General features: G+C 47.6%; 11 protein-coding genes. 10 read left to right on the top strand and 1 reads right to left on the bottom strand.

The window, feature by feature from the left end; genetic code table 11:
* The first annotated feature begins 71 nt into the window (after positions 1-71).
* From ACQQ6X_RS11640 to ACQQ6X_RS11615, 6 genes are all read left to right on the top strand, one after another.
* On the top strand, positions 72-1,007 hold the full coding sequence (locus ACQQ6X_RS11640; RefSeq protein ID WP_305165445.1) for a nucleoside hydrolase: 936 nt from the start codon (positions 72-74) through the stop codon (positions 1,005-1,007).
* Positions 1,008-1,133: 126 nt separating this feature from the next.
* Positions 1,134-3,809, top strand: a complete 2,676-nt coding sequence (locus ACQQ6X_RS11635) for a PAS domain S-box protein (protein WP_305165444.1) — start codon at positions 1,134-1,136, stop codon at positions 3,807-3,809.
* A gap of 162 nt (positions 3,810-3,971) precedes the next feature.
* Positions 3,972-4,361 carry a GntR family transcriptional regulator gene (locus ACQQ6X_RS11630; RefSeq protein WP_305165443.1) on the top strand — a complete coding sequence of 130 codons (390 nt, stop codon included), beginning with the start codon at positions 3,972-3,974 and terminating at the stop codon, positions 4,359-4,361.
* Positions 4,354-5,256: an ABC transporter ATP-binding protein gene (locus ACQQ6X_RS11625; protein ID WP_142611555.1), complete on the top strand. Its 903-nt coding sequence runs from the start codon at positions 4,354-4,356 to the stop codon at positions 5,254-5,256. Before ACQQ6X_RS11630 ends, ACQQ6X_RS11625 begins: the two co-directional genes overlap by 8 nt.
* On the top strand, positions 5,231-7,330 hold the full coding sequence (locus tag ACQQ6X_RS11620; protein WP_305165442.1) for a DUF6449 domain-containing protein: 2,100 nt from the start codon (positions 5,231-5,233) through the stop codon (positions 7,328-7,330). The genes ACQQ6X_RS11625 and ACQQ6X_RS11620 overlap by 26 nt, the downstream gene beginning before the upstream one ends.
* Positions 7,331-7,543: 213 nt before the next feature.
* Positions 7,544-8,308 (top strand): class I SAM-dependent methyltransferase, encoded by a 765-nt coding sequence (locus ACQQ6X_RS11615; protein ID WP_305165441.1) that lies wholly within the window; start codon positions 7,544-7,546, stop codon positions 8,306-8,308.
* 58 nt (positions 8,309-8,366) lie between these two features.
* Here the strand turns inward: ACQQ6X_RS11615 and ACQQ6X_RS11610 are convergent, their stop codons facing one another.
* Positions 8,367-8,639, bottom strand: a complete 273-nt coding sequence (locus ACQQ6X_RS11610; protein ID WP_305165440.1) for a hypothetical protein — start codon at positions 8,637-8,639, stop codon at positions 8,367-8,369.
* Between the two features lie 101 nt (positions 8,640-8,740).
* On the opposite strand from ACQQ6X_RS11610, the gene ACQQ6X_RS11605 reads away from it, so the two are divergent.
* From ACQQ6X_RS11605 to ACQQ6X_RS11590, 4 genes are all read left to right on the top strand, one after another.
* The gene (locus ACQQ6X_RS11605) at positions 8,741-10,195 is read left to right on the top strand and encodes a PstS family phosphate ABC transporter substrate-binding protein (RefSeq protein WP_305165439.1); all 1,455 of its coding nucleotides are present in this window, start codon (positions 8,741-8,743) and stop codon (positions 10,193-10,195) included.
* 148 nt (positions 10,196-10,343) lie between these two features.
* On the top strand, positions 10,344-11,636 hold the full coding sequence (locus ACQQ6X_RS11600) for a hypothetical protein (protein WP_305165438.1): 1,293 nt from the start codon (positions 10,344-10,346) through the stop codon (positions 11,634-11,636).
* Positions 11,637-11,649: 13 nt separating this feature from the next.
* Positions 11,650-12,519, top strand: a complete 870-nt coding sequence (locus ACQQ6X_RS11595) for an aldo/keto reductase (protein WP_305165437.1) — start codon at positions 11,650-11,652, stop codon at positions 12,517-12,519.
* Between the two features lie 15 nt (positions 12,520-12,534).
* Positions 12,535-13,071 carry a mismatch-specific DNA-glycosylase gene (locus ACQQ6X_RS11590; RefSeq protein WP_305165436.1) on the top strand — a complete coding sequence of 179 codons (537 nt, stop codon included), beginning with the start codon at positions 12,535-12,537 and terminating at the stop codon, positions 13,069-13,071.
* The last annotated feature ends 86 nt before the right edge of the window (positions 13,072-13,157 follow it).

Here is a 13,157-nt window from a genome sequence, read left to right as displayed (position 1 = left end):
ACCAAGGGAATAAGCATTCAAATTGTGTATAATGAAAAAAAAGAATGCTGTTCTACTAATGGAGGGTCATCATGAGCAAAAAGTTAATTCTAGATGTAGATACGGGCATTGACGATGCGCTTGCTATTGCGTACGCGGTCCATTCGCCGGAATTGGAGCTGCTCGGTATTACAACCACCTTTGGCAACATTTCGGTAGAGGAGGCAACACGTAACTCACTGATTCTGCTGGAAAAACTGGGGGTAGAGGCTCCGGTCGTGTCTGGCGCTCATAAGCCGTATGCCCGAGAGCTGTTCAAGCCATATTCCCGCCATATTCATGGTGAAGACGGCATTGGCAACCAGCTAAAAGGAGCGCCGTCCCGTCAGGCAGCGTCTGGTGATGCGGCTGATTTTATCATTGGACAGGCCCGCCGCAATGAAGGGAAGCTGACTCTGGTAGCAGTGGGACCGCTGACTAATCTGGCGATTGCGCTGGATCGTTGTCCAGAACTGCCCCAATTGCTGGATCGCCTCATTATCATGGGCGGCGCGGTCACGGTGAAAGGGAATGTAACTCCGACGGCAGAAGCGAATGTTTATGCCGATCCAGAAGCAGCAGCCTATGTGCTGGGAGCAGGCTTTTCGCTTACGCTCGTGGGGCTCGACGTTACCATGCAAACCCTGCTTCCCCAGCAGGAAGTGGACAAGTGGCGTGAGCAAGGGACTGAGCTTGGCATATTTATGGCAGATATGACCGACTTTTACATGGAAGCCTATCGCAATTTCAAACCTGGTATTGCAGGCTGTGCATTGCATGATCCATTAGCTGTAGGGCTGGCTATTGACTCCAGTTTTGTGGAGACGCGTCCAATGCACATTGCCGTTGAGGTGGGGGATTCCGCTGAAGTAGGTCGCACTCGTGAGGTGCAGAATGAGAGTGAAGCTCAAGCACCGACTACGGTAGATGTGGCACTTCAAGTAGACGCAGAGCGATTTTTGCGTCATTTTCTTAGTCGGGTGGTATAAAAAAATAATCTAAAGATTGCCGATGAACCTGCATCGGCAATCTTTGTGCATATATGTTTTAATGACTTTCATATTAGAATAGGGCTAGTTAGAAAAACTGCCGGACCACAAAGGAGGAGATTCATTGTGTTTTCTGCTGCTCGACGACTGCCTTTGCTGGAACATATGTATAATCATGCCCCGACAGGAATCGTGATTTTGTCGAGGGAGGGGAAGTGTCTATACGTCAATCCCGCCTTTTGCAAAATGGTCGGATATGAGCAGGAGGAATTACTGGATATCCGATATTATCATCTTTTGTATCATGAGGCTCAGGATCAGCAAGGGTTAAGGGAGGCCTATGCAGGCTGGCTAAAGGCAACGGATCAAGTCTACAAGACAGAGCTGCGTTTAAAGCATAAACGGGGAACAACCGTCTGGCTAGCGCTGGAATTAACCATATTTGATGATAAGGCTACCGAGCAATCTTATTTGATTGCGTATGCAATGGATATCACGGAGAAAAAGGACATGGAGCAGGTGCTTTCGGACAATGAGGATTTGTACATGTTGATTACCGAAAATACGCCGGATGTCATCTCTTACAGCACGGCAGACGGCGTACTCCAATATATTTCTCCTTCGGTGGAAAAACTTCTTGGCTATACGAAACAGGAGATGCTTGGGAAAAAACGATTGCAATTTTACCATGTCGAAGATGCCGATTATATGCGTGTACATGGAATGTTCAAGGAAACAGGCATCATGAAGCGGCGTGTCCGTCATAAGGACGGGCACTATTTGTGGCTGGAAGTATCATTCCGCGTTATTCGGGATGAACAGGGCAAAATCAAGCGGGTTCTGTCCATTGGTCGGAATATCACAGAGCGGCAAAAGAGCGAGGAGAACCTGGCCAAAGCTCAACAGTTGGCGATGTTCGGCTCTTGGGATTGGGATCTGGTCAACAATGTTATGCATTTTTCCAAGGAATTTCGCAGTATATTTGGCTATCTCGTCAAGCCGGTTGAAACAAGTATTGATGCCTTCATGAAGGCGGTTCATCCCGAAGATACAGAACGGATGAAACAGATTATCAATAACGTTATCTTAAAGGGAATTCACGAAGAAACCTTTTACCGGATTGTATTGCCCAATGGGGAACAGAAGGTACTGCGTTCGATCTGGGAATCTGAGATGGACGAGCAGGCAGGCAAGCCTGTTCAAGTGGTCGGGATGATACAGGATGTTACAGAGCACCGGGAAATCGAGCAGCGTCTTCGTGAAAGTGAAAACCGTTATAAGTCACTATTCCAGCATAATCCGCTTGGGATATGCGCTATGGATATGGAAGGTCATATTTTGAGTGTGAATCCAAGTCTGGAGCAGCTTACGGGTTATACGAGGGATGAGCTGCTTGGATCTGAACTCCTTGTAATGGCTTCCTCTGAGGAACAGGACAAAATCAAGCGTCATATGGAACTGGCCAGGCAGGGGGAGACACAAACCTATGAATCGGAATTCATACATAAGGAGGGGGAGCGTCTATTCATCAAGATGACTAATATCCCGATTTTCGTGCAAGAGGACATTGTAGGCTGCTACGGGATTATAGAAAATGTGACCCCTCTTAAAAACTACATCGCTCAAATTGAAAAGCTCAGCAACGAGCATTCGCTGATTTTGAATGCGGTATCCGAAGGAATTGTGGGTTTGAGTACCGAAGGACATGTCCGCTTTATGAATCCGGCAGCTGTCGAGATGTTCGGCGTAGGCTCAGCCAACCCGCTGAACAGTTCATGTATAGACATGATTCGCCATGCTAACGAAATAGGCAGCCATTTTCCAGACGAGCAGGCTTCGATTCTGCAAGCGATTCGCAGCGGCGCTTCTTATCAGGCAGAGGAAGCTGTATTTTGGAAAAAAGACGGGTCCAGTTTTCTGGCCTCCTACCGAATCAGCCCTTTGATGGATAACGGTGAGCGAAAAGGAGCTGTGATGGTTTTTGTAGACAGGACGAATGAAAAGGAGATTATTCGGGCCAAGGAGTCGGCCGAACGTGCCGATCGGGCCAAGTCTGAATTTCTGTCTGTGATGAGTCATGAGCTGCGTACACCGATGAACGGCATTATAGGTATGGCAGGGTTGCTGGCAGACACCGAATTAGATGAGGAGCAGCGCAGCTATATTGATATTATTACCAGCAGTAGCAACGCTTTAATGCAGATATTGAATGAGATCCTGGATTTGAGCAAAATCGAAGCTGGCAAAATGTCATTGCTGCATGAGTCTTTTGTGCTGGAGGAAGTGGTTGGCAGTGTAGCCGACCTTTTCATGACGCAGGCTATGGAAAAAGGCATCCAGCTAGAATGGCATGTAGATCAGGAAATGCCAGGAATGCTGGTCGGTGACCATGTGCGTATCCGACAGATATTGGTGAACTTGGTGAGCAATGCGATCAAATTTACGGAGCGGGGGCGTGTAAATATTTTTGTGGAGAGAAAGGCTTACAGCCGCCGTAAAAAGAAATGCCTGATTGAGTTCAGTGTAACCGATACTGGAATCGGCATCCCGGCAGATCGTCAGCATCTATTGTTTCAGCCTTTTTCCCAGCTTCATCCGGCATTGAACCGGAAATATGGAGGGACAGGTCTCGGCTTGTCCATTTGCAAAAACCTGGTGAAGCTAATGGGGGGGGCTATTGGCGTGGACAGCGATGAGGCCAGAGGAGCAACATTCCGGTTCCAGCTGGACCTAAAGCTGCCGGAAGGGCAGACGCTTGCGAATATAGACCGTGATCAGCCTTATGATTCAAAGGAAGGCTAAAAAGAAATAGCCGTGATGCAACCTGCATCACGGCTATTTTTGTAAGAAAGCAGCAAAGAAAAGGTTGACAAACTGTTCTAACTGTACTATTAATGATAGTACAGTTAGAACAGTTGAACCTATATAAATTGAATTTGAGTCAGTGTTGAAAGGAGGAAGTCCATGTTCGAGCTGGATATCCGCAGCCGTAAGCCGATCTATGAACAGCTTATGGAAAAGGTCAAGGAAATGGTCGTGTACGGATCGCTTCAGCCGGATGAGCAATTGCCTTCTGTACGGGCGTTGTCCGCTCAACTTACGGTGAATCCGAATACGATTCAGAAGGCGTATCGCGAGCTGGAACGTGAAGGATATATCTATTCCGTTCAAGGCAAAGGCAGCTTTGTCACGCCTACCCAGCAGCAGCCGCAACAAATAAAGCGAGATGAGATCCGGGCGGCATTGTTAAAACAGATGATCGAAGCTGTCCATTTCGGTTTTACACAGCAGGAAGTGGACGACATATACGTGGAAGCTATGCAAACAAAGGAAAGGGGGATGTCCCTTGATTGAATTAAGGGAAGTCACAAAGACATTTACAGAAGAAAAAGCTGTTGATCAGCTAGCCCTTACGGTAAAGAAGGGCTCCATTTTTGGACTACTGGGCTCGAATGGGGCAGGGAAAACAACCTTGCTCAAAATCATTGCCGGAATTTATCGACCCGATGCTGGCAAGGTGTTAATCGGGGGACAGCCGGTATATGAGCAGCCTGAAGTCAAGCAGCACATTCTGTTTTTGCCGGATACCCCCTATTTCTTCCCGCAAGCGACAATTCGTCAGATGGCCAGGTTCTACCGCTCCATTTATCCAAGTTGGAGTGAGGAACGTTACAAACAGCTTACAGATATTTTCAAGCTGGACCCGAAGCGCAAGCTTCACCGTTTTTCCAAGGGGATGAAGCGTCAAGCTGCTTTTTTGCTTGCCTTGAGCTGTATGCCTGAGCTGCTGGTTTTGGATGAACCCATTGACGGTCTGGACCCGGTGATGCGTAGAATGATCAAAAATCTCTTGTTCCAAGAAACCGCTGCACGTGAGATGACTGTCGTAATCTCATCTCATAATTTGCGTGAGATTGAAGATATGTGTGATCATGTCGGCATTATGCACCAAGGACGGATGCTGCTGGAAAAAGAGGTTGACGACCTCAAATCTGATACGCATAAGGTGCAGGTTGCTTTCCGGGACAGCATGCATGAGGAAGCTGTCTGTGGTCAACTTTCGGTCGTACATAAGGAGCGAAGGGGCAGTGTTCTGCTGCTTATTATCCGGGGTGAGCGAGAGCGGATTACCGAGACGATTGAAGCGTATGAGCCGCATGTATTCGATTTGCTGCCGCTGACGCTAGAGGAAATTTTCATTTATGAAATGGAGGACGCAGGTTATGACATCCAACCGATTCTTCTGTAGCGGCGGCGTAATTCGCCAATGCCTGAGACAGCATGGCTGGATCGGTCTATTGTACTTGGTAGGATTACTGTTTACAGTACTGCTGCCATTGTTTATGAGCATTGGTGATGAACAGCCACGAGTGGTTTTAAAAAGCTTGTTCGATAGCACTAACTCGGGTAATGAATTGCAAAAATTAATTTTAATGACCGTACCCGTGCTGGCAGGTGTGATGCTGCTTCGTTTTGTTCAGCGACAGGGGCCATCCGATTTGTATCACAGCCTACCTTTGCGTAGAGAGCATTTATTAACATCACATGTAATTAGCGGTCTTATTCTTTTACTTGTACCTGTATGGCTGACTGCGGGAGTAACCGCTTGGGTTAACACGTCAGTCGAACTGCCTTATATTTTTCAAATTAATGACGTTGGATCGTGGGCTTTGGTCGTGTCCGTCCTTACGATTTTCCTATTTACTTTTACGGTGTTTGTAGGGATTTGCGTGGGACAATCGTTGCTACAGACCGTAGTAGTGTATGTTTTGCTCCTATTGCCTCAGTTTCTATTCATGATGATAGGGCGTTTTCTGGAACGTAATTTATACGGATATGTGCGGGTGCGAGAAACCGTTGTTCAATATATTAACGGCTCGGAGTTTCGCAGCAATAATAATGTTTGGGAAAACTTATCGCCGTTTGTACGCATTATGGACAACTTGCCGCAGCGTGCCTTTTCCTACATGGAGCTACTTGCCTATTTAGGTGTCTCTCTGTTGTTTGTTGCCTTGAGTTATGGTTTGTATCGTAAACGCTTGGTCGAGAAGGCGACTCAGGCCATAGCATTTCCTTTCTTACAGCCTTTGTTCAAGGCAGGAGTCACATTATGCGCCATGCTTATACTAGGCGATTATTTTTATAATGCAGGTACAAGAGGAGCAGCAAATTGGTCGATTTTTGGGTATGCACTTGGGGCTGTTCTAGGCTATATCGTTGTAGAAATGGTCATCCGCAAGACGTGGCAAATTGTGCGTGTTCGAGCTTTGGTGGAAATGGTCGTGTACGGTGTGATCATGGGGCTGGTACTATATATCCCGATATCAGGTTGGTTGGGTTATGAGGGGCGGATTCCAACAGCACACTCCGTAGAAAAAGTTTATGTCGGACGAGAGGAACCTCTAGGGGGAGATGCACAGACAGAAGCTTATTACTCCCAAGACAGGGCCTATATCGCCTCTGTGCTGAATTTACATCGTGAACTCGTACGTGCACATGCAGCTGGCGAGAAAACATTGTCCAAAAACCTGGCCGTCGAATCGGCATTCATAGTCTACCGTTTGGATGATGGTTCCACCATGACTCGGCGTTATACATTCCCGGAGAAGCCTTTCCGGACAGAGCTGGCTAAAGTGATGGAAGCTGAGCCTTATAAAACGGTAAGATACAAGCTGGATAAGCTACAAGAAAAAGCGGAGACGATTAATATCCAATCCGTAGATGATAATGAAAGACGAGTGGTTTTAACCAATCCAAAAGAAACTCGTGAATTTAAAGATATACTCAGAGAAGAAGTATTAAATATGAGTTATAGCGAAATGCAATCAGAGGAATATCCATTGGGGAGTATTTCTATTACAAATAAAGAATCATCTTCTACCCATAACGAACCGAGATGGCAGCGTGAAATTTCATTTAATTGGCCGGCTTCCTACCACAAGCTTACAGGTTGGCTAGAGCAAAAGGGGTATGCGGATAAGGTGACCATTAGTTCCAAGGATATTTTTTCGATACGGGCTGTTCCTATTATTTCTGAAGAGCTTGAGCCTTATCAACCCAATCAGTATATTGAAGACTATAAACTATTTAAAAGCATCCAACAGAAGCACAAAGCAATAACGATTGAAGATCCGAAGCTGTGGAGCACTGTACTGGAAAAGCGTAGATCTAATAGCTATACTCCAAATATGGCGAAAGGCACTTACCTGGTTCAGGTCAAGATCAAACCTTTATTTAGTTCAGATCCCCACACAGGCTATTACTATTTTACTCCAAACGATATGACACCGGAGCTTGCCAAGGCTTTACCAGCAGTTCCTTAAGCTCTAACGAAGGACATGATCTGGTTTGGATAGCATATGGACGGAGGTAGATGAACATGGGATGGTTCGGACACGATATATAACAACCTTATCGACGAGCAAGAGCTCCTCCACATCAGGGCTGACATCATAAAGGCACAGAGAGATATAACGTAGAACATATAAAGAGAAGAGTTCAATTATGTACAGTCCAATAGTGGAGGAGCAAAAAATATGAAATATACAGAAGATCGTGAATTTCTACAGTTGTTGGAGCATCATAGGCAGCCATTTTCCGGATGGGATTTTTCATTCATTTCGGATACGGGACGAGTGGCGAGCGAGCCTTTGGACTGGTCTTATACCAGCAAGGCTTTGGCATTGATCCATTCCTCCAAAGCGATGCTGGATATGGGCACAGGCGGGGGAGAGCTTTTGTCGCGGTTACGCCCTTTTCCAGAGATCGCTTGTGCGACAGAGGCATATGCACCAAACGTTCCTATCGCCAAGGAAAGATTGGAGCCGCTGGGTGTGCGCGTGATGGCTATACATGATGACGACTCCCTTCCGTTTGGCGAGGCCGGGTTCGATCTTGTGCTGAACAAGCATGAGTCATTTTCGCCAGCGGAAGTGCGCCGTATTATGCGTCCAGGAGGTACGTTTTTGACTCAACAGACGGGAGGTCTGGATTGTGCAGGCATTAACGCACGATTGGGAGCGCCTGATTACATGTATGCGGACTGGACTCTTTCTAAAGCACTTGCAGGTTTGAAAAGCAATGGTTTTGAAATCGTAGAGCAGCGGGAACAGTTTCCGACACAGCGATTTTACGATATTGGAGCGATTGTCTATTACTTAAAAGTAATTGAATGGCAGATTGCAGACTTCCAGCTAGAGAAATATATAGAACAACTGTATGGTCTGTATTTGGATATTAAACGTGATGGGTACTGGGACGTGAAGCAACATCGTTTTTTGATCCATGCCAGAGCAATATAAAGAAGATTCGATACCAAAAAGGCCTTTCCCGCGGGAGAGGCTTTTTGGGTTATACATATTAGGGTAAGAACAAGATCAGAAGCCACATGGCGGTTGGCAGTGATATACCAATGGCTATTGCTATATAGGGCAGGGGGGTTCTGAGGTAACTTTTAAAGTCCTCCTCCTTGTCCTTTTTCTCATGATAGAACGCTACCTGTGTTGCAAAGCTGTGAAGTAGCTTGAGTGCTTCGTCGCTGGGAAGGGGCTGTAGGGAATGCCATAGATCATCGTGTGCTTTTTGGAGCAATGTAGCATCTGATGTATGGTTTGGCTGATCGGTTAAGGACATTTTTACCATCCTTTCGTATACTAATCTTTACCATAATTGTACAATGAAGAAGCAATGGCTGACAGGCTCATTTTCATTTATAAGATTATAGGGGGATGTACATGTCTGAACCAAAGGGAGTTATAAGCAAGCCAGAAGAGGGCAATTCTGTGCGGATCGCATGGTTTTGGCCATGGCTGGTCGGCACGTTTATGTTTGGATTGTTTTCAGTCATGTTTAATGTTATTTGGAGTCTGCTTGTAGCACCTCAGGTACAGTATTTGCTGAGGCACGAAGGTGTGACAGATATAACTGTGATTGTAGTATTGCTGCTATATGCATGGCTGGTTGGTCTCATTTTTGCGGCTTATGGTGCTTTGAGTGCGCGTATGTCCAGCATGCATAAGCTTCCGCTGATGCTGACAGGGCTAGCATCATTATTATGCGGGCTGTGGTTGTGGATTATCGGAATACAAGGATCTGGTGGCCAACTTGCCGAAATGTCTGGGGGAGCGTGGGAGCTTTTTTCACTCTATCACGCTTGGGCGGAACCTGTACTGGAGGTATTGGGTTTATACACACAGCGTAGTGGAATTTGGTTTTTGCTGACTGCACTGCTACCCATAGCTGGCATGGTAGTCGGGGTTGGGGTAGACCGTTATCCTGCGGTGACCGACAAGCACGGCAAGGTGGATCATAGATGGCAATGGGTTGTAGCTGCAGTATCTGCTGCGCTCATCATTGTACTCATGATTACGATTATGCTTCCTCAACGTCCGTACATTGCGGAGAGGGATTTTCCGGTAGTAGATGGAGCTACAGCGGCCATTCCATTCGCGCAGGATATGCTGCATGAATTGACCGGGATGAGCAGGGTTCGTGCAGCCCACGAACTGAAATTCAACACAACACATCAGGCTTATGTCAATCTGATTGAAAAGAAGGCGGATCTCATTCTGGTGACGGGTCCATCCGATGAAGAATTGCGTCTGGCGAAAAGTCGAGGAATTCAAATGAAGCTCACACCCATCGGGTGGGATGCATTTATTTTTCTCGTACATAAAGGCAATCCGGTTACCGGACTTTCTTCGGAGCAGGTGCGCAGCATATATGAAGGATCTATTCGTAACTGGAGTGAGGTAGGGGGAAAGAATCAGCCGATCATTGCTTATCAGCGGGAGGAAAACTCAGGTAGCCAAACCTACATGCAGAAGAAAGTGATGAAAGGCCATGACATGGCTGAACCGCCTCGGGAACTCCGAATTGGTATAATGGGTGAAATGATTAATGCAGTTGCTGATTTTAACAAGGATCATAATGCGCTCGGTTATTCATTTTATTATTTTGCAAATGTGATGCATAATCGTCAAGAGGTCAAATTTTTATCTATTGACGGAGTGGTGCCCGACAAAGAACATATTCGTTCGAAACAATATCCATTCACAGCTCAACTGTTTGTAGTTACACGCGAAGGCGAGAAACCACGTGCGTCGATGCAACGATTGCTCGAATGGCTGCAAAGCGAAACAGGAACGCAGGCTATCGAAAAGGGCGGCTTTGTTCCTGTAAACTCGTAATCCTATATCGATAATCCTTATTCAGACAGTATCGTATTTTCACCATAAGAGTGAAACCAATACAGTAGGGTAATACATAGAGTATACTTTGCTGTGAATACATGACCCACGCAGCAAGTATATCAACAACATAAGGGGATGAACAAAAATGAAGAAAAAAACATCGGTTTGGGTGCTTTTGCTCGCCGTAGCCATAGTGGCAGCAGGTTGTGAAACAGGTTCACAAACAGGACAATCGGCTCAGAACAAACCAAAGGATTCTGCATCAGCACAAGTCAATGGTTCGGGAGCCACTGTAGCTACACCGGAACAACAGACTGCTTCTGACGGTAAAAATAGCACCACCCCGTCCAGCACTGGCAAACCAGTGGAGACAGGAGGACAGGCTTCGACAGGCGCTAATATAGCAAAGGTACGCATGGACAATATTACTGCATTGCGATTGATCGACGGCCAATCCGGCTGGATCGGCGGTAATGGATGGATTGCCCGAACAGACGCGGCTGCATCTGGCTCAGTCGGTTCGGCTTGGAATGTGCAGTATCAAGGCAAGGGTACAATCCAACAGATTTTTGCCTTGAATGGAGAGCAGGCCTGGGCTGTTGTGGAAGACAGCGGTTCATTGCTGGCAACTTCCGATGGCGGCAAGCGTTGGGAAGCTGTCGGGACTGTGCCTAAGCAAGGACAGGCGGGATTTTTACACTTTGTATCATCCAAAGAAGGATTCAGTGGCAACCAATATACCAAAGATGGAGGGCAAAGCTGGTCGTCGCTCCCCGTTCCTGACCACACGGTAGGGCAACCGTATTACCATGATCGGCAAAACGGCTGGGCGGTAGCTCAGAAAACAGAAGGTTCGATCCAGATTTTACATACCGTTAACGGGGGCCAAAATTGGACTACCGTCATGTCGCGAACATCCGAAGGACCTCTAAACGGAGTAACTATTCGTTCGGTAGAGCGGGGCAATGCATGGATTGAACTGGTTGGAGACACGGGGATGAATCAGACATCGTATTCGCTTTGGCATACTGCTGATCGTGGACAAAGCTGGCGCACTGTACTGGCAAATTCCACCGCTGGCGGCGGCCCGGCACCAGGTGTTAGCCAGCAAGACAACCAGGTTCCTAAAAATGAAGGGACAGCACCAGGCATGCTCTATGCGGTTAACAGCAGTACCGCATTGATGGGAGGCTACTGTGCACCGTGCGACAAGCCTAATACGATTGGTTGGACCCATGACGGTGGCAAGACGTGGAATAACGGCAAGCAAGGCTTTGATGGTTATGGCAATCAGCAAATCGGGATGGCCAATGCCAAGGAAGGCTGGGCTATTTTCTCGGATTCAGAGAAGGCTCCAATCATGTATACCACTTCGGATGGCGGTCAGCACTGGACGCAGAGTCATGTATTTGACAAGCCTGTGACACCAAGCTCCTAAGGAGGGAATGTATATGGGTCAAAGTCAACATAAGAAAAGTGCGATTACCTGGACGGACGGTCGTGAAGTACCACTCATCGGACAGGGCACGTGGAATATGGGTGAAAAAGCCTCGCTCCGGCAGGAGGAGGTACGTGCGCTTCAACTTGGCTTCGAGCTGGGGATGACACTGGTGGACACGGCTGAAATGTATGCGGAAGGCGGCGCAGAAGAGATCGTCGGGGAGGCCATTCGGGGCCGCCGGGACGATGTATATCTCGTCAGCAAAGCTTACCCTCATCACGCGGATCGCCAAGGATTGGCTCAAGCCTGTGAAGCGAGCCTAACCCGGATGGGAACTGAGTATGTGGACATGTACCTGCTGCATTGGCGCGGGAATATTCCACTGGAAGAAACAATACAGGGCATGGAAAAGCTGCGTGAGCAGGGCAAAATCCGTAACTGGGGCGTGTCCAATCTGGACAAGTCCGATATGGAGGAGCTATGGAGCCTGAGTGGGGGCGAAGCCTGTGCTGTCAACCAAGTGCTGTATCATGCAGCTTCACGAGGTATCGAATATGATCTGCTCCCCTGGAGCCGTACGCATGGGGTACCTGTAATGGCCTATTGCCCGATAGCCCAAGGTGGACGCCTGCGGCGGGGGCTGCTGGAGCATCCCGTTATGTTGGACATTGCTGCCAGCCATGGGGTAACACCATCGCAAATTGCACTCGCATGGGTCATACGGGACGGTGATGTGTGGGCAATCCCCAAGGCGGTGCAAGAATCGCATGTACGAGAAAATGCAGCGGCAGCAAACATTCGGCTCACCCCTGAACAACTTGAACAAATAGACAAAGCTTTTCCGTCGCCAACGAGAAAGCAGCCGCTGGATATGGTTTGAGGAAGGAGGGAGCCGATGACAGAGCCAGAGACTGAACTTCACGAGGTAGATGATCATCTCGACTATGGATTATCCGTTGTATTTATCGGTTTTAATCCCAGCTTGAAATCAGGCGAGGTAGGGCATCATTATGCGAATCCACGCAACCGCTTTTGGCGCATATTGGAGGGGGCTGGCTTGACGCCTCGCTTGTACGATCCATCGGAAGATCGAGAGCTGTTAAAGCTGGGCTACGGTTTTACCAACATTGTCTCTCGTCCCACTAGGGGAGTGGAGGACATTACCCGAGAGGAATACGCCGAAGGACGTCTGAAGCTGCATGCGAAGCTAATGGAGTATCGCCCGAAGGTCGCTTGCTTTGTCGGCAAAGGCGTGTACACCGAATATAGTAAAAAATCCAAAGCAGATTGGGGATTCCAGCCTGAACCGCTAATCCCTGAAATGTATGAATTCGTGGCACCCTCGTCTAGTGGATTGGTGCGCATGTCGCTGGAAGAAATCACAGATATTTATCGCCGTCTCCAAGCGTTCCTTTCGTCAGAAGCCGTCTAAATGCGGTTAAATATGTTAGATGCAGTTAGCATACAAAGAACCACACACTTCAACCCCTGTGGGAAAAAGTGTGTGGTTCTTTGTGC

Source organism: Paenibacillus ottowii, assembly GCF_050516475.1.
Lineage (GTDB): Bacteria > Bacillota > Bacilli > Paenibacillales > Paenibacillaceae > Paenibacillus > Paenibacillus ottowii.
This window is presented reverse-complemented; position numbering and strand designations above follow the sequence as displayed.

Bases quoted from the DNA above. Each gene is read 5' to 3' on its own strand.
- ACQQ6X_RS11640 (WP_305165445.1), top strand. From the start codon at position 72: ATGAGCAAAAAGTTAATTCTAGATGTAGATACGGGCATTGACGATGCG.
- ACQQ6X_RS11630 (WP_305165443.1), top strand. From the start codon at position 3,972: ATGTTCGAGCTGGATATCCGCAGCCGTAAGCCGATCTATGAACAGCTT.
- ACQQ6X_RS11620 (WP_305165442.1), top strand. From the start codon at position 5,231: ATGACATCCAACCGATTCTTCTGTAGCGGCGGCGTAATTCGCCAATGC.
- ACQQ6X_RS11615 (WP_305165441.1), top strand. From the start codon at position 7,544: ATGAAATATACAGAAGATCGTGAATTTCTACAGTTGTTGGAGCATCAT.
- ACQQ6X_RS11610 (WP_305165440.1), bottom strand. From the start codon at position 8,639: ATGTCCTTAACCGATCAGCCAAACCATACATCAGATGCTACATTGCTC.
- ACQQ6X_RS11605 (WP_305165439.1), top strand. From the start codon at position 8,741: ATGTCTGAACCAAAGGGAGTTATAAGCAAGCCAGAAGAGGGCAATTCT.
- ACQQ6X_RS11600 (WP_305165438.1), top strand. From the start codon at position 10,344: ATGAAGAAAAAAACATCGGTTTGGGTGCTTTTGCTCGCCGTAGCCATA.
- ACQQ6X_RS11595 (WP_305165437.1), top strand. From the start codon at position 11,650: ATGGGTCAAAGTCAACATAAGAAAAGTGCGATTACCTGGACGGACGGT.
- ACQQ6X_RS11590 (WP_305165436.1), top strand. From the start codon at position 12,535: ATGACAGAGCCAGAGACTGAACTTCACGAGGTAGATGATCATCTCGAC.